The sequence below is a fragment of the Sporosarcina sp. CAU 1771 genome, from assembly GCF_054482775.1.
In genome coordinates this window covers 19,871-37,392 of the sequence record NZ_JBTLRN010000017.1, presented here as the reverse complement: position 1 = coordinate 37,392, position 17,522 = coordinate 19,871, and the positions used below count along the sequence as shown (strand labels likewise).

Below are 17,522 nucleotides of genomic sequence, written 5' to 3'. Positions count from 1 at the left end.
TTAGAACTTAATACTAGAGGCAGAGGGTTCGTTTTCTTTTGGATGTATAGCAATTTTTAAGTTAGTACTTTTTCAGCTGACTCTTTTTTAGAGGAATTTTCCACGAAATTATCATGTATTTCCCCTAGAGTACAGAACCATGCTCCACGTGATTCCATGTGTTTAATCAGCTTTTCTAATCTAGTAATCATATGTGCGCGACCAATTGTTTGTGGATGTGTTGTAAGAACGACGCAAGCACCTTCTTCATTATCAACAGCATAGTCGAAGATATCCTGCCAACGCTGGAACATTACATCTGGATCTGATAATCCATCCATAGATCCAAAAACGAGTTCTTGTGTTGGGAAATCATCTAAATACCAAGAAACTGGAATTTCTAATATTTTGCTTGGCGCCCCATATTCACTTGCTTTATCCATATGAGGTACGATTGGACTCGGGCGGTATGGGTGAAGATCATTCCCCATTAAGCTACTGTCATATTCAAAACCGAATTTTTCAAGGATTGATAATGTATTTGGACTGTAATCTCAAGCAGGAGATCTATATCCGCGAGGCTTTACACCAAGCCGAGATAATGCTTCAAATCCTCTAATCATAATCGTTTCTTCTTCTTCATACGTCATTTCCGTTGGATTCTCATGTGCATAACCATGATGTGTGATTTCGTGTCCATGGGCGACAACTTCTTTACAGATATCAAAGAAAGTATCGATTGTATGCCCAGGAATACACCAGTTCCCTTTAATATTATACTTATCCATTAATTTAAGTAATCTTGGGGCACCAACTTCCGCACCAAATTCACCCCTATGCAAATAGGATGGAGAAAACTTATTAAGAGAGCCCATCCAGACTGAATGTGCGTCGAAGTCTGCACCGATGTTGACGGCTACTTTTTTTCCCGGTGGTAATTTGATTTTCCCTGAAATTTGTGGCATGAAATTATTCCTCCCATTACTGAATTTTGTAATTCTAAGTTTTATTTTACATAATAATGTAAGCGCTTTATATACCAATATTTTTAGTTTGGGGTACTTTTTTTGTATTTTTACAATTTTTTGATAATTAATATATTGTATATCCATGAGGTACCACCAACATTTTCAGATGAAATGAGTTTGGCAGTACGTTCCAAAACTACCGAATTAAATTTAGCGTAACCTTGTTCATTTTGACTAAAAGGTAGTTGATATCATTCATTCGTCATTTGGATAAAAACTTAAATAATAAAAAGCCAGAAATCACTTCAGGCTTTTACTGACCATATATTGAATTAACTTCTTGATTCCATCTTTACTAATCCATGCCTCACAGTTTTAATGGCCTCAGTAGAAATCTTTCCTTCTACGTCAAATGTTGGGGTGAAGAAAAATTACCTTCACCTTAACCAACATGAGTTCCAATCTTTTTATACTTGTGTGTTAGTAATATTTTAGCTCGGAATCTCCAAAAATTCCGATAACCAAATGCGTTCCTTTTGATTACTTTTGTCAAATTGTTGATACCTTCTAAAAACCCATTAGAATAGTTGTAAACAAAGCTATTAAGAATTTCTACTTGCCAATTTTGCAACGTTTTTATTGCCTTATTGAATTCAGGAATATCCGATTGTTTTACACGCTCATAAAAGGCGTATAATGTGTCTTTGGTCTGGAGGATTTCCTCTGGACCATTTTCTTTTGCTTGAGTAAACCAATGTTGAAAGGCTTCCTTCAATTCATAGGCCTGCTTGAATTCTTCAGACATGGAAAGATAACGATTTAAATACCAGCGGTCTTCCTCTGTTAATTTCTTGGAATTCCGGTGGAATACATACCGCATTCTCTTACATTTTTTTCGGTCATAATCATTCCAAGTGGATTGGATTCTTCTCCGTACACCATCTAATGCCCAATAAATATAACGAGCGAAATGAAAACGGTCCGCTACAATTACAGGCTTTCCAAGAGCGCTTGTAACTGCTGCTTTGAAAGATGGACTCATGTCCATGAGGACAATTTCTACATTTGCTCCATACTGTTGAAGATAGTGCTTAATCGTTTTTTTATAACGATTTGGTAAAATATCAATTGGCTCTTTGGTTTCGCCATTAGCGATAATTAATTGATATTTTCCTTCACGTGTATCCCCTTTATATTCATCAATGGCAATCACTTTCGGAAGTTCTTTTACTTTCTGAATTTCACTCGATGATAGACGATCAAAACGTCGGACAATAGTTGATGATGAAGTACCATAAATAGTCGCTGTTTCTTTAAATGTTTTGCCCTTTACACACCGTACATTTACCGCTTGATTCCATTCTATTGAAAAGCGTTGGTAGCGCTGAATAAAAGTATTCTTTTCCGCAAATTTCTTCCCACATGAACACACATATCTGCGTTTACGATAAAAAATAAGCGTAAGTCTTTCAAACATTTTTAAGTGCTTGATTTTTTACATTCTATAGTCATGAACTTTTCTTGTTCTTTTCTTACAAGTAGGGCAAGTATGTGTAGAAATAGGCATCTCCACATGGAAACAAATTCGATCTTCCACTTTCTCCACTTTTGTTACTTGAACTTCTTCTGATCCTGGTAAAAACATGTTAAAATTCATTTGCACACATCTCCAATCTTTACTTGTTTCTCGTCAATTCAAGTATAAAAGATTTGGAAGATGTTGTGCATTTTTTTATGCACTTAATTTATTTGAAACACACTATTTTATAAATGAAAAATGACAGAATGGGAATATTCCCGTTCTGCCATTTTTCTATATTGTTTTTTCATTCGAATTGAAACAGCTAGCAAGTTACCCTCTTTTAGAGCCGCGGCCACCACGCTTCGATTCTGTTGCCCTTTTTAAAGTGGTAAGACGCTCTTCACTATCTTTCATGAATCGTGCCATTTTCTGTTCGAAGTTCTCTGGGCGTTCATTACTCATTGGACGACCGCCGCCACCACTTGGTCTAGGACGTTGTGGACGTTGAGGACGTTCCGGACGTTGTTCAGATTCTGGTTTCGCCTTCCTAATCGACAAACCAATCTTGCCATCTGCTCCTACATTCATCACTTTTACTTCAACCATGTCGCCTACTTTAAAATGGTCATTGATGTCCTTGACATAATTGTCAGCGACTTCACTAATGTGGACCAGGCCAGTTGAACCGTTCGGTAATTCTACGAATGCTCCGAAGTTTGTAATCCCTGTTACTTTCCCTTGTAGCTTGCTACCTACTTCAATTGACATAAAAAAAATGCTCCTCCTTAAGATATAAGCGGGCCTCTTTCGAAGCCTTCTAACTATATTCACGAGTCTTGACAAAACAAGATTCTTACTTTCATTATAGCCAACAAAAAAAGAGTGTCAATAAGACTACTCTTTTTCGCCCTATTTCTTTTCTTCTACTTCTATATTTTCTGGCGTTGAAAAAATGATTTCGTTTCTATCTGACAAGAAATAATTTTTCCTAGCAAGCTTTGCAAGATAGTCATCGTCATTCAATTTAACAATTTGTCGCTCGAGTACTTCTTGTTCAATTTTCAGCTCTGACAACTCAACAGTGAGTTCGGCTTTTGTTTGCTCTTTCACAGCTAAAGCTTGTTTTTGATTAAAATAGGTATGCGTGAGCGTGCCCAGGATGATCATGGCAGCAATTGCGTAGACAGCAAGTCTTCTGTATAGACGTACTTTTCGAGCACGAAATCTAGCCTCTTTTTTTTGAAGAGAACGGACATATTCAGTTTGGATTGGTGCAACTGTAGCCGACGATTTTCGTTCCTGTTTTTCAAGCATGTCCCACACTTCCTTTCCTCTTGGCAATACCCCATCTGTTCGTTCATAAATTATATCTCATTTCCGCCTTTTATTAAAGGGAATTGTGAAATATTTACGAAACAACCTAACAAAGGGTCTAAAAAGAAGTGTTATTACCTTTACAATAAACAGAATTACCTGACGGATGACCGTAACAATGAATTTAATTATAAACAAGAACGGTTTTATGAAAATAAGTAAAACTATTTTGCCGATAAAACGAAAGGGTTTATAAAAAAAGCTGATATAGAGTAGCATTCCACTTAACTGTGCAAATGGATCATAAATACGCCAGGCGCCATCGCGTACTAGAAATAGAATATAAAACGTCCAACACCCGACGATGACCCAACCAATAAATTCAAACCAAGACGCGCGCCTTCGGATAAAAGACGTCCTTCCGGAGTGCGCGGTCCATGTTCCAATCATATCAAGAAATGCTGCAGCCACAATGCCCGTCCCAATCATTGCAAGAAGACTAAGAAACTGGACAGAAAGACTCATCCAAATAATTTATGGAAGAAGTTTCGCGAACCAGAATCTTCCTCATCATATTGCATGGTTGCAATCGTTCCTTCTAACGTGAGAAGGCCTTTATCAACATCAAGGTGGACAATGCGTAGTTCCTCCCCGCGGATTTGCAATACTCCCTGTGATGTGCGTACAAAAAACTCTTCCTGATCAAATCGATCGATTGATTTTACAGATGTAAGATCCATTCGTTTCCTGTTTCTCATAGTAACCACATGATCTCCAGATGGAATTGTGTACGTTGGACTGTCTGTTTGAAATTGCATATTCTTCCCCCTCTGCTAGTACGTTCATAACCAACTTATGCTAGGAAGAAAAAAACATGACAGAGTTTCCTCTGTCACGCTAATCAATTTTCATCATCTATAAATTCAGGCTCCACTTTCTCAAGCTTTTCTTCTTTAAGAATCGTATACATGGAGTCTGCTTCATCTTTTTTCGTCGTGTTTTTAATTTGGTCAATTTCCACGGTTACAACTTTCTGACCAAAACGGATTGCCAATTCATCACCCGTACTTACAACCGATGAAGCCTTGGCAACTTTTCCATTTATCGTAATTCGCCCTTGATCCGCTACTTGTTTCGCTAATGTTCTTCTTCTAATCAACCGAGATACTTTTAAAAACTTATCAATCCTCATCGTCTTCACCCTTCCTTTTTTGCTTGTTGCCAAAATTCTTCTAATTCATCAAGAGTGCACTCTATAAAATCTCCGCGTTTTTCTTTTACGCTACTTTCTACAAATAAAAATCGTTGTTTAAATTTTCGATTTGCATGAATCATCGCTTCTTCTGGCGATAAGCGTAAAAAACGTGCTAGGTTTACAATTGTAAAAAGAACGTCTCCAAGTTCATCGAGCTGTTTTTGGCTTGTCCCGTGTCGTACTTCATGCTGAAACTCATCCCACTCTTCGTTGAATTTACAAAAAGCACCTTCAATATTTGGCCAATCAAAACCTACTTTTGCGGCCTCTTTTTGATAATTATAAGCTGTTAGGAGTGACGATGATGAACGATTTTGCCCGTCCAACACAGAATTTAATTGGGGCTTCTCTCCACTTTTAATCGCCTGCCAATTTTGGAGGACTTCTTCTGAGTCGGCTACTTCACCGTCACCAAAAACATGTGGATGCCGGCGAATCATCTTAGTACTTACCACACCGAGAATGTCCTCTAAAGTGAAGTACCCGTCATCTTCACCTATTTGCGCATGTAGGAAAACTTGTAGCAACACATCTCCTAACTCTTCAATTATTGCCTCATCATCTTCCGAATCAATCGCCTCTAGTAATTCATGCGCTTCTTCCACTAAATAACGTTTAAGTGACTCGTGAGTCTGCTCACGGTCCCATGGACAGCCGTCTGGCGCGCGAAGTTTAGCAATAATCTCTCGGAACGAAGACCACTCTTTCAAGCGATTTTCAAGCTCTTTCACTGGTGGTACATACACGGTCGTCAAATTATCTATCTCTGTAACCCGATCAAGTTCATATAAAGGTACCGTTCGTAGATTCTCTCCCCGAGAACCCGCGGCAGTGACGATTGTAATTGGGTGATCGTAACTGTATTTCTCCATTAGAGATAATTTTACTTCAGATGCAACAAATGCGTCATACACTTGTCCAATTAAAATGTGTTGCGTCATTTTTACGTCATCCCGCTTCAGGTCTGTGCCATCCAACAACTGAAATCCCTCGATTGGATCAATTCGTAATGCTGCAAAAATCGGATCTAAAAAACTATTTCCACCTGCAATTTTTAGGTCAATAAGTCCTTGACGCTCTTTTTCAACGAGCAATTGCACTGTTTGTTCAGCTACGAGCGGATGACCTGGAACAACATATGTAACTGGTTTTTCTGCGCACAGCTTAATCAGTTGCTCCACAATATCTTCATACACTTGTTGAAACGAATCATTCGCCTCGTAAAGTTCATCAAAACTGGCTATGGAGATTCCTTCCGCCCTTAATTCTGCAATAGCCGGGTGTTGGTCAGTTCGTGCAACTATGTACGTTGCTTCTTTGAGTTGTCTAAAGACACCCATTGATAGCTGGTCAAGATCGCCAGCGCCTAGACCGATTACTGTTAATGTTTGCATACTAATCACCTTTTCTTTGATTCAATTGTAATTGTAATGTTGCGAGCCGTTTTCCGAAGGGTAAGAGGAACCATTCCTTTTCTGCCATTATACGTGATTTCATTATAACGAGTAGAAATAGAACCGCGCCTACACTGACAGATGAAAGCGCAATAAGTGTTGCACCTATTCTCGGTGATAAATTATCGAATAAATACCAATCTGCAAAGAACATCCACGGATAAAGGATCCCTATCATAAGTGCTGTTGCCACCATAATCCACCCGTAAAATCGTGGAGGTGCAAGTTGAATAGACCACACCTTTTTGAAGTAACTAAGTAGACTTATCGTAATAATTATAAATCCGACGTTACTAGATAGAGCAGCGCCCGTTACACCCCAAATCGGAACGAGTACGCTATTCCCGATTATTTTCACAACAAGTCCGCATAGGAGAAGGAATACTGGTACTTTCACCTTCCCCGCACCTTGAAGCATCGCCGTTAACGGTAAAATGAGCGACAACCAAAAAATTTGAATGACAAATACAATTAGTGTAGTTGAGCCTGCCCGTGTCTCAAATAGCATTTCATTTACATAAGGTAAAACAAGGGATAGCCCTACCGTGGCAGCCCAACCGAATAAAAAAGCCGTACGAAATGTGAGTCGGACAAATGGCAACTCGCTTCTTCCTGTTTTTTTAGTAGCATGATGGGCAATGAGCGGAACAATTGCGAGCGCTAATGTCGAAGCGATTAATATACCTAGCTGTACGAGAGGTTGCCCCCGATCATACACGCCTTTTATTTCCATAGCCGCCTCTTCAATAATTCCAATCGACACCAAGATCCTGAAAACTGTAAATGAATCCACAAGCTGAAATAACAGGAGGATAAGCGAACTCGCGCTTACGCTAATGCTAACAAGCGTCAATTCCTTCACAACTTGCCATGTATGTACTTTTTCTAGAGGACCTCCAAAATGTTTACGAAAATAAAGTGTAAGAATAATAACTCCAACGAATTGGCCTACAACAGCTCCCCACATCGCAATTTCACCGACTACATAAAGGGAAGTCCCCATTTTTACCGCAATCCAAGTGCCCATAAGGATAATCGTCACCCGAAATGCCTGTTCACCAACGTTAGATACAGCAACGGGAATCATCTGACCTTGTGCTTGGAACGAACCTTTTAGTACTGCAAGTGCCGGCATGAGCAACACAATATATGCTCCTGCACGAAGAAGGGGTGCCAAGTTAGGGTCCGCCATCGATCTTGCAAAAAAGGGCGCAAATAACGTTAGCAAAATAAAAAAGGTTATGGATAAAAAGACAAGGTAAATAAATGCCACCCGCATCAACGCTCTTACTTCTCCTGGTTTTTTAGTTTCAGCTACTAATTTCGACACAGCCACCGCAAAGCCATATGACGTCCAGATAATAAAAATACCTATGAATGGGTACACTTGCTGATAAATATAAAACCCTTTATCACCAACAAGATTTTGAAAGGGTACCCGATAAACTGCGCCTAATAATTTTACAATAATCGCTGCAATCGTAAGTATCGAAGCACTTTTCATAAAGGTTTTCATATTCCAGTTATCTACCATTTGATGTATTCCCCGTTTACTTTTCAATGTAGCAAGTATAACATGAATGCCTAATTGTTTACTTTTAAATGAAAGCGGGTATGAATTGGAATAAGCCGATTTAATAATCTGTAAACAATAAACATCTTATGCACTGTATTTGTTACGACTTCGTCACAGACTTGTGACGAATTTGTGAAACACGTTGAAACATACACAGTTCGACAACTTATGCGCGAGAGGTGGGATAAGATGGAATTTATGCTTCTCAACAGAAACCATTTGAAATCAATTATAGTACTACAAATAATAAAAAGGGATGAGGACTTATGAGAAAAATTATTCTCTTAGGACGAATAAAGTTAAAACAAAAAAATATGTACAAACAAGCAAAAAACTATGGCAGAAGCCATCCAAGGGTAATAAAAAGCAGCCAACAACTGGATACCTTGTTAAATCAGTATCAAGGTTTCTAAAATAAAAACAACCTTCATCTCTCCATTTTCAGGATAGATGAGGGTTGTTTTTTTACTGTTCCATTTGCTTGGATAGAAAATGCGCTGCTGTCTCCGCTGCCTTTTGCTCAACTTCACCAATAAAGTGGACTTTTGACAGTAAATAAATAGCGCCGATTGTATCTCCGCCCGTAACAATAGGTGCTATGCAATAAGACTTTACTTGTTCAACTTGTCCCGGCACCCACTCCACTGTCTTTTCAAGTTTCTCTGTAATCACTTTTCTACCTTTAAGGATTTCATCTACATCTGGTGACAGTTGTCTATTTAAATAATCTTTTTTCGACAGCCCTGATACCGCAATCATTTCGTCCCTATCACTAATAAGCGCTGGCGTGCCAAGAGTTTCGTAAAGCGTCTCCGCATACTCTTTAGCAAATTGACCAAGTTCTGAGATTGGGGAATACTTCTTCAAAATGACCCCGCCGTCTCGGTCCGTAAAAATCTCTAATGGATCCCCTTCACGAATTCGAAGTGTCCTCCTAATTTCTTTTGGAATTACTACCCTGCCTAAATCATCTATTCTGCGAACGATTCCTGTTGCTTTCATACATGATGCCTCACTTTCCACATAGTTAACAGTCGCTATATTCCTATTGCGGTCTTAGTATGCATCATCTATGGTCAAAATATGCAATGTGTCCTTTAGACGGAATTAGAAGCAGTTGTTTCCTTGGAAGAACTCGGCAAAAGGCTCATCATTACTTCCAGTACATCGAACCCTGTTTTCTTTCCGGTATATCTCTCGTCTATCGTTACGATTAGTTGGTCGTTCTCCATAGAAAAGCCAACAGCACGGCCATACTCCATGGATTTTGCCACTAAATTTGAGCCGTCCGTTCTAGACGTTCCCTCCGGTGATAATCGAATTTCAATTTTCTTTTGTGGTTTTTTGATCGATTCTACTCCTGCAATACGTCCCCATACTTTCATTCGGGCAACTCGAAGTAGTAAATCAGCCTCTAAGGGCAAATCTCCAAAACGGTCGGTCATTTCATCCACCAATTCCAAATACTCTTCTTCACTATCTACTGACTTTACACGTTTATACATTTGAATTTTTTGGAAGCCATCCCGTATATATTCGTCTGGTAAATAAGCATCTATAGGCAACGAAATCTCGATATCCTGAATTTCTGACTTTACAATTCCTGACTGACTCTCTTCGACAGCCTCTTGTAGCATTTGAGAATACAGGTCGAAACCAACAGAATCTATGAATCCGTGTTGTTGAGAACCGAGTAAATTTCCGGCCCCTCGAATGGACAAATCACGCATCGCAATTTTAAACCCTGATCCAAGTTCAGTAAACTCTTTAATCGCTTGCAGACGGTTTTCTGCAACCTCTGTAAGCACCTTGTCGCGCTGATAAAGGAGGTAGGCATATGCAACTCGATTTGAGCGCCCAACGCGGCCACGGAGTTGATAGAGCTGCGACAGGCCCATACGGTCGGCATCATGAACGATAAGCGTATTCACATTAGGTATATCAATGCCTGTTTCTATAATTGTTGTCGTGACGAGAACATCGTATTCTCCCTCAAGAAAACTTAAGATAACCGACTCCAATTCTCGTTCACCCATTTGACCATGCGCAAAACCAACACGTGCATCGGGTACAAGTTGCTTGATTTCATCCACTCTGCGCGACATGTCTTCCACTCGGTTATATAAGTAAAACGTTTGACCTCCCCGTGCCATTTCTCGTTCAATAACTTCACGTATTAAGTTGAAGTTATGTTCCACTACATAGGTCTGCACCGGAAATCGATTTGCTGGTGGCGTTTCAATAACAGACAAATCTCGAACACCTAGCATTGACATATGTAGTGTACGTGGAATCGGTGTTGCGGTCAGCGTTAAAACGTCTACATGTGTTTTTAACTGTTTCAACTTTTCTTTATGCGTCACACCAAATCGTTGCTCTTCATCGACTACTAACAAACCTAAATCATGATAGACAACGTCTTTCGATAACAATCGATGCGTACCAACAACTACATCAACTGTCCCCGCCTTCAAACCTTTTAACGATTCGGTTTGTTCTTTTTTCGTTCGAAAACGATTGAGCAACGCGACTTCAATTGGAAAACCAGCAAACCGCTCTTTCATTGTTTCAAAATGTTGTTGGGCAAGAATGGTTGTTGGCACCAAGAATGCTACTTGTTTACCGTCAGACACAGCTTTAAAGGCCGCACGAATCGCGACTTCTGTCTTACCATAACCTACGTCTCCGCAAAGTAACCTGTCCATAGGACGTATTTTCTCCATATCCTGTTTGACTTCTATAATCGATCTAAGTTGATCTTCCGTTTCCTCATATGGAAATGCACTTTCAAATAACATTTGCATATCATCATCTTCTGCAAACGCATGCCCTTTTTCTAATTCCCGTTCGGCATACAACTTGATTAGGTCTTCTGCAATGTCTTTTACTGCTTCTGTAACCTTGCTTTTAGTCTTCTTCCAAGCTACGCCGCCAAGTTTGTGTAATTTAGGTTCTCTTTCACCGGAAGCGACGTACTTTTGGATAAGGTCAATCTGATCTGCCGGTACAAATAGCTTATCTTCTCCACTGTAACGAATATTAAGGTAATCCTTATGATTACCACCCACTTCAAGTGTCTCAAGACCTACAAACTTACCTATACCATGGTGCACGTGAACGATGTAGTCCCCCGGCTTTATTTCCGAATAACTTTTAATGCGCTCTGCATTGGACATTTTTTGCGGACGCGATTTACGTTTCGCTTTCCCTTTAAACAATTCAGAATCGGTAATTACCGCAAGTCGCTGAAATGGCAGTTCAAACCCTGCAGACAAATTACCGTCAATGATAAATGTTCCTCCTGTAGCGGAAGAACCGGAAGACAGTGTGGATTCGATATTGTAGTCCTGTAAAATGGCTTGCACTTTCTGCATTCGTTCTTTTCCGTCCGCGATGATCAGTACATTGAATCGGCCATTTTTCCATCGTTCCATTTCATTTGCCAAAAAGTTCATTTGACCGTGGAACTCTTGCATTGGCTTGCATGAAAATGTAACGGTCCTTTTCACCGTTACTCCTGGAACAGTACGAGTAAACAGAGAAAGATAGACCTTATTCTGCGTCATCATCGCGTTCGTTTCCTCAAATGAAAAAGAGGTTTTCGCGTTATGAACGATTTTGCCATCTTCTAATAGGCTAACAAACCACTCTTCTTCTTCTTTTTCCAGCGAATTTATTCCTTCAACACTACGACCAATTTCATCGAATAGAATAATTCCATCCTTTTGGAAATAAGAAGCTATCGATGTCGGTTTGCTTGCAGCGAAAGAAGCGTACTTCATAATGTTTTCAGGAACGATGCCATCCTTCATAAGGTTGATGTCTCCCGTTATATTAACGGTCAATCGTTCTTTCGCAGATTCATCTTTCATCTTTTTCAAACTTACACTGAGCTCGTTTTCGAGTTCAGATACGATGGCCTCTAAATCTTTTGACGTCCAGACAAATTCAGATGCTGGAAGAATAGATATTGAGTTCAGTTTTCCTGTAGAACGTTGGTCGTCTGCCGAAAATGTTCGAATTGAGTCCACTTCAGTGTCGAATAATTCAATTCGAACAGGCTCTTCCAAGTAAATCGGATAGAGGTCAAGAATGCCTCCACGTAAAGCAAATTCCCCCGGCGCCGTCACCATAGGTTGTCTTGTATAGCCTATCGATACCAAGTTTTCAAGCCACTCTGAAATATTGATCGAATCGCCTACAGTTGTTGCAAGGCTACTTTCCAGCCAACTCTTTTTGTTTGGTAAAAACCTCCGAATACCTGAGACTGGAGTAATATAGACACCTTTTCCGACACGCGCCATATGATCCAGTGTTTCGATACGTTGGGCGCGTAATTCATAACTTGAAAATGAATAATCTGCTGCGATAAGCTCTTCCGCAGGATATAAACGAACAGATTCGGACCCCAACATATTTACTAAATCTTCATAAGTACGCTGTGCTTGCAGTAAATTAGGTGAAACAATGAGAATTGGGTGCTCTAGTGATTGTTGGAGTCCTTTAAAAAAGACCGACTTTGCTCCACCCGACAATCCAGTGATAAGTTGGCCGTCTTTTCCTTTCTTTAACTCTTCAACTAGTCCACTAATCTCTTTCTCTTGTAAAATCAAATCAATGAGCGCTTCCAATGGTAAACATCCTTCTTTCATTAAATTTCTAGACAATCATCAGCTAAGAATCTATTATTTCAAAACAGAAAAAGCTTTGTACACCGATTGGCGCCAAAGCAAATCCTATATTATTGAATCCATTTCCGAAGCGTGTAGTAGTCCGGAAACGTAAGGAGCGACTGCTCACACTGCTCACATATGCATCTCACCGTTAAAGCACCGTCCTTTTCATATGTTAAAAAGCGCTCTTCCTCTGTTTCGTCCATCTTTTGAAGCAACTGAACAGTATCTTTAGCGGACTCGAACGGTAGCGAACCAATTTCTATTTCACAGTGTTTACACGTATAACGAATTGCCATCGAATCATCTGCCCCTTTTTTACAAAGTATAGGCAAAGGACTGAATAGTTATTCCTTAAAGACCATTAAAGTTATTCATCACATCGATAAAGGGTTTCTCTAACCACGTTTCACATGCGCTAGCACTCTTCTTAACAACTTCTTCCACCAATGGCGCTTCCTCTTTGCTAAATGAGGACAAAACGTAGTCTGAGACCTTCATCCCCCCTACTGGCCTACCAACACCTATTCGAATTCGGTTGAAATTTTCCGTTCCCAAATGCGCGATTAGTGATTTCATACCATTATGACCGCCTGCACTTCCTTTTTGACGAAGGCGAATCGTTCCTGGCGCAAGATCAAGATCATCGTAAACGACAACAATATTTTTCGTGTCAACGTCATAGTAATCCATCAATGGACGAACGCACTCCCCTGATAGATTCATATAAGTTAGCGGTTTAACAAGCATCACTTTTCCTTCGGGACGATGAATCACTGTGAACATACCATTGAATTTTGACTGCATCATTGGTGCTCCAAAACGCCCAAATAATTCATCAATGACGTGAAAACCAACATTATGACGAGTTTTTTCGTATTGCTTGCCCGGATTCCCGAGTCCTATAATCATTTTCATTACTTTCTCTTCCTTTTTGCTTGATTTTAAAAAACCTGAAACCACCTAGGGAGGCTTTATTGTCTCTTAGTACAAAACAATGGACGAATTCATAAATAATAAACAAATAGAAAAAAAGACGTACGGTCACCCGCACGCCCATGTATATTCTTATTCGTCTTCTTCTTTTGTTCCGCCAATTACTTCTGGCTCAACACTAGCGTCCCCTGTTTCAGCATCAAGTGCTTCAAGGTCTTCTTCTGTACGTGGAGCAGAAATTAGAACTAGAGAATGATCGTCTTCACTTAAAATCTCATACTTGGAGTTTTCGCGAATGTCAGCAACTGTAATTGAATCGCCAATTTCCATTGCAGAAATGTCTACATCAAACGACTCTGGAATATCTGAAGGTTTAACTTTAATCGTGATCTCACGGTTTGGCTGTTGTAGAACGCCGCCCGCCTTCTCGCCTACTGATTCGCCTACAAGGTTCACATGAACTTCAACTTCTAGCTCTTCTGTCATGTTAATTGCTAGGAAATCTGCATGAAGAACATCGCCTTTAAGTGGATCTGCTTGATAATCATTTAATACAACGTTAATGACTTTGTCTTCAATTTGTAATTTCATTACGCCGTTACGACCTGTAACACGTAGTGTCTTCAAAAGGTCACGACCATCTAAAGAGATTGAAGTCGTTTCTGTTTTATATCCGTAAACAACAGCAGGAACAAAGCCTCGCTGTCTTAAATCTGTAAGTGTAGATTGTTGTTCTATTTCTCTAACGCTTGCTTGAATTGTAGTACTCATATTAATTAGTCACCTTCCTGGATAAGTTTAATAATTATTTTTGTTAATTTAAAGGATACGCTATAAATCTAACTCTTGTCAATCAAACAACGTACTTACAGACTTTTCTTCAAATACCCTGATGATTGCGTCTCCTAATAATTTAGCAATAGAAATCTGCTTAATTTTAGCTGATTGCTTGCTAGCAGGCAATTCGATGGAGTTTGTAATCACAAGTTCTTTTATATTCGAGTTGTCAATACGCTCAATTGCCGGCCCCGACAATACAGGATGTGTACAACAGGCGTATACTTCTTTCGCGCCGCTCTCAATCAATGCACTTGCTGCAACAGATATCGTACCTGCTGTATCAATGATATCATCAATAAGGATAGCAACTTTCCCTTCAACATTTCCAACGATACTCATCACTTCTGCAACGTTTGGACGTGGGCGACGTTTGTCTATAATTGCAATTGGTGCTTTCATTCGATCTGCCATTTTACGAGCTCGAGTTACTCCACCATGGTCAGGAGAAACGATAACCAACTCATCACCACTGAAACCTTTTTCACTAAAGTACTCTGTTAGTAATGGTTCAGCTACTAGATGATCGATTGGTATATCGAAAAATCCTTGAATTTGTGGCGCATGCAAATCAACTGCTATTACACGGTGTGCACCCGCAGTTTCTAGAAGGTTTGCAACAAGTTTGGCTGTAATTGGTTCGCGCGAGCGTGCTTTACGATCTTGACGAGCATATCCGTAATAAGGCATAACAACGTTGATCGTACGTGCAGAAGCACGCTTTAATGCATCAATCATTATTAGCAATTCCATCAAATTATCATTTACAGGTTTGGACGTAGACTGGAGGACGAATACATCACAGCCACGGATACTTTCTTCGATATTGATTTGAACTTCACCATCACTGAATCGTTTTACAGAACATTCACCGAGCGGTCGTCCAATCCGGTTCGCAACTTCCATTGCAAGTGGTTCGTTGGAATTCAAAGAGAATATCTTCAGTTTGTTATTAGGATAATGATTAGCCATCGTGGTCCCCCTGTTTATTTGAGTTTTAGTTTTTTTACGTATCCATCTTTATTCTCTTGACGAGAACGAGCTATTGCTAATGAATCATTTGGTACATCTTTTGAAATAGTAGATCCTGCCGCTACATATGCACCTTTGCCAATTTTTACTGGCGCTATAAGATTTGAATTGCAACCAATAAATGCTTCATCTTCAATTGTCGTTACATATTTGTTTTTACCATCATAATTGACGGTAATTGTCCCGCACCCTACATTCACTTGAGAACCTACTTCCGCATCTCCAATGTAACTAAGATGGGAGACTTTACTTCCCTCTCCAAGTGACGACTTTTTCACTTCAACGAAATTACCGATTTTTACACCGTTTCCGAGAGTTGAATCCGGTCGTATATGAGCAAAGGGTCCAACAGTTGTGTCTGAGCCAACTTTACTAGAGAGTACTACTGAGGAATTAATAGTTGCACGGTCTTCAATCACGCTATCAACAATCTGACTGTTGGGTCCAATAACGCAATTTTCACCAATTACTGTTTTTCCTTCAATCATTGCTCCGGGCTTTAAAACTGTATCACGTCCAATTTCAGCATCCGCGCTTATATACGTGTTTTCAGGACTAATGATTGTTACACCATTCCGCATATGCTTTTCTGCAATTCGACCACGCATGACACTCTCAGCTTCAGATAAAACCACGCGGTCGTTAATGCCAAGTGTTTCACTAAAGTCTTCCGTTACGTAAGCTGAAACTAAGGCCTGTTCCGACTGAAGTATACCGATGACATCCGGTAAATAATATTCGCCTTGAGCGTTATCATTCGTCACTTTTTTCAACGTTGAAAAAAGCGCTTCGTTGTCGAAACAATATGTCCCTGTATTAATTTCCTTTATTTGTTGCTCTTGTTCTGTTGCATCTTTCTGTTCAACATTTCGAAGAACCTGACCTTCTTGACCACGAATGATGCGTCCGTATCCCGTTGGATCATCCGCCTTCGCAGTAAGTATCGTCGCTTTGGCACCCACTTCGTTGTGATGAGCAATAAGGGCTTTCATCGTTTCTGAACGAATTAACGGTGTGTCTCCGCAAACTACAATCGTTGTTCCCAAAAGCTTTCCAAGTTGAGTTTCAGCTTGTTGAACTGCATGCGCCGTCCCTAGCTGTTCTTCTTGTAGGGCATACTCGCTTTTTTCACCAAGTGTTAATTCAACTTTCTCTGCCCCATGACCGACTATTGTCACGATTCGGTCCGCACCAAGCTTTCGAATGTTATCTATAACATGTGCGACCATCGACTTTCCACATACAGGATGGAGCACTTTATATAAATCGGACTTCATTCGAGTTCCTTGTCCTGCTGCAAGAACGATGGCATATGTATTTGTCATTAACTGACCTCCGTAGATGAGAAATGAAAATCCACCTCTTCAATGTTTTCACTCTTGACTATAGCCGAAATCCACTTTTATTTCAACCAGTTACCCCTTGACAATTTCATTACAATCTTTTAAGATTAATTACTTTTTCTAACATTTCTGTTTTCCGCTAGTAGCTTTATGTTTTCAAAGTTCACTCCACGACAAAAAACTGCCTTCAATTTACAGGCAGCTGGAACATAAAATAAAGTGCTTTTCAATTTTTATACCCCTGCTCCTTCGAGCACTTCGACCTCTTTAGCCGATAAAAAATATGATGCAAGTACTGCGTCTTGAATTTTCATTCGTGCACCAGGGTTAATCGGGTGTGCTACATCACGGAATTCTCCATCAGGCGTTCGTTTGCTTGGCATCGCGACGAAAAGGCCTTCGTTGCCATCAATAACGCGTATGTCATGAACAACGAATTCATCATCCAACGTAATAGATGCAATCGCCCTCATTCTGCCTTCCGCTTCCACCCTCCTCAACCTAACGTCTGTTACTTCCATTCTATTACCACTCCTTTTTTTATTGTGTATGCAAACTATATTCCACAAAAGGTAGTGTATTCCTTCTAGATTAATTGAATTTGTTTAAATAGTGCATCTCTCTTTATTTCCA

General features: G+C 39.8%; 18 protein-coding genes and 1 pseudogene. 1 reads left to right on the top strand and 18 read right to left on the bottom strand.

Annotation, left to right across the window (positions count from 1 at the left end; translation table 11 throughout):
- Positions 1-56 precede the first annotated feature (56 nt).
- From ACXYMX_RS11650 to ACXYMX_RS11605, 10 genes and pseudogenes are all read right to left on the bottom strand, one after another.
- On the bottom strand, positions 57-470 hold the full coding sequence (locus tag ACXYMX_RS11650) for a polysaccharide deacetylase family protein (protein ID WP_459044410.1): 414 nt from the start codon (positions 468-470) through the stop codon (positions 57-59).
- Positions 471-533: 63 nt separating this feature from the next.
- Positions 534-944 carry a polysaccharide deacetylase family protein gene (locus tag ACXYMX_RS11645; RefSeq protein WP_459044409.1) on the bottom strand — a complete coding sequence of 137 codons (411 nt, stop codon included), beginning with the start codon at positions 942-944 and terminating at the stop codon, positions 534-536.
- Between the two features lie 445 nt (positions 945-1,389).
- Positions 1,390-2,604, bottom strand: a pseudogene (locus tag ACXYMX_RS11640) (ISL3 family transposase).
- A 195-nt stretch (positions 2,605-2,799) separates the two neighbouring features.
- Positions 2,800-3,237 (bottom strand): S1 domain-containing RNA-binding protein, encoded by a 438-nt coding sequence (locus ACXYMX_RS11635; protein ID WP_459044408.1) that lies wholly within the window; start codon positions 3,235-3,237, stop codon positions 2,800-2,802.
- A 141-nt stretch (positions 3,238-3,378) separates the two neighbouring features.
- Positions 3,379-3,783: an FtsB family cell division protein gene (locus ACXYMX_RS11630; protein ID WP_459044407.1), complete on the bottom strand. Its 405-nt coding sequence runs from the start codon at positions 3,781-3,783 to the stop codon at positions 3,379-3,381.
- A 57-nt stretch (positions 3,784-3,840) separates the two neighbouring features.
- Complete coding sequence (yabQ, locus tag ACXYMX_RS11625) at positions 3,841-4,308, bottom strand: spore cortex biosynthesis protein YabQ (protein ID WP_459044406.1); 468 nt, start codon at positions 4,306-4,308, stop codon at positions 3,841-3,843.
- On the bottom strand, positions 4,305-4,601 hold the full coding sequence (gene yabP, locus ACXYMX_RS11620) for a sporulation protein YabP (protein WP_459044405.1): 297 nt from the start codon (positions 4,599-4,601) through the stop codon (positions 4,305-4,307). The genes yabQ and yabP overlap by 4 nt, the downstream gene beginning before the upstream one ends.
- 83 nt (positions 4,602-4,684) lie before the next feature.
- Positions 4,685-4,975 carry an RNA-binding S4 domain-containing protein gene (locus tag ACXYMX_RS11615; RefSeq protein ID WP_459044404.1) on the bottom strand — a complete coding sequence of 97 codons (291 nt, stop codon included), beginning with the start codon at positions 4,973-4,975 and terminating at the stop codon, positions 4,685-4,687.
- 5 nt (positions 4,976-4,980) lie between these two features.
- Positions 4,981-6,432, bottom strand: a complete 1,452-nt coding sequence (yabN, locus tag ACXYMX_RS11610; protein ID WP_459044403.1) for a bifunctional methyltransferase/pyrophosphohydrolase YabN — start codon at positions 6,430-6,432, stop codon at positions 4,981-4,983.
- Between the two features lies 1 nt (position 6,433).
- Entirely contained in the window at positions 6,434-8,026 is a 1,593-nt protein-coding gene (locus ACXYMX_RS11605; protein ID WP_459044402.1) for a putative polysaccharide biosynthesis protein, read from the bottom strand.
- Between the two features lie 308 nt (positions 8,027-8,334).
- Here ACXYMX_RS11605 and ACXYMX_RS11600 point away from each other — a divergent pair, with 308 nt between their 5' ends.
- The gene (locus tag ACXYMX_RS11600) at positions 8,335-8,481 is read left to right on the top strand and encodes an aspartyl-phosphate phosphatase Spo0E family protein (RefSeq protein ID WP_459044401.1); all 147 of its coding nucleotides are present in this window, start codon (positions 8,335-8,337) and stop codon (positions 8,479-8,481) included.
- A gap of 52 nt (positions 8,482-8,533) precedes the next feature.
- Here the strand turns inward: ACXYMX_RS11600 and spoVT are convergent, their stop codons facing one another.
- The 8 genes from spoVT to spoVG form a co-directional block, all read right to left on the bottom strand.
- Positions 8,534-9,070, bottom strand: coding sequence for a stage V sporulation protein T (gene spoVT / locus ACXYMX_RS11595; protein WP_459044400.1), 537 nt, complete (start codon positions 9,068-9,070; stop codon positions 8,534-8,536).
- Positions 9,071-9,165: 95 nt separating this feature from the next.
- On the bottom strand, positions 9,166-12,699 hold the full coding sequence (gene mfd / locus ACXYMX_RS11590; RefSeq protein WP_459044399.1) for a transcription-repair coupling factor: 3,534 nt from the start codon (positions 12,697-12,699) through the stop codon (positions 9,166-9,168).
- A 110-nt stretch (positions 12,700-12,809) separates the two neighbouring features.
- Positions 12,810-13,040, bottom strand: a complete 231-nt coding sequence (locus tag ACXYMX_RS11585; protein WP_459044398.1) for an anti-sigma-F factor Fin — start codon at positions 13,038-13,040, stop codon at positions 12,810-12,812.
- A gap of 55 nt (positions 13,041-13,095) precedes the next feature.
- A complete protein-coding gene (pth, locus tag ACXYMX_RS11580; RefSeq protein ID WP_459044397.1) occupies positions 13,096-13,659 on the bottom strand; it encodes an aminoacyl-tRNA hydrolase in 564 nt (187 codons plus the stop codon).
- Between the two features lie 150 nt (positions 13,660-13,809).
- Entirely contained in the window at positions 13,810-14,448 is a 639-nt protein-coding gene (locus ACXYMX_RS11575; protein WP_459044396.1) for a 50S ribosomal protein L25/general stress protein Ctc, read from the bottom strand.
- 78 nt (positions 14,449-14,526) lie between these two features.
- Positions 14,527-15,486 carry a ribose-phosphate diphosphokinase gene (locus ACXYMX_RS11570; protein ID WP_459044395.1) on the bottom strand — a complete coding sequence of 320 codons (960 nt, stop codon included), beginning with the start codon at positions 15,484-15,486 and terminating at the stop codon, positions 14,527-14,529.
- A 14-nt stretch (positions 15,487-15,500) separates the two neighbouring features.
- Positions 15,501-16,871 (bottom strand): bifunctional UDP-N-acetylglucosamine diphosphorylase/glucosamine-1-phosphate N-acetyltransferase GlmU, encoded by a 1,371-nt coding sequence (gene glmU / locus ACXYMX_RS11565; protein WP_459044394.1) that lies wholly within the window; start codon positions 16,869-16,871, stop codon positions 15,501-15,503.
- A 251-nt stretch (positions 16,872-17,122) separates the two neighbouring features.
- Entirely contained in the window at positions 17,123-17,410 is a 288-nt protein-coding gene (gene spoVG / locus ACXYMX_RS11560; protein WP_459044393.1) for a septation regulator SpoVG, read from the bottom strand.
- Positions 17,411-17,522: the final 112 nt, after the last annotated feature.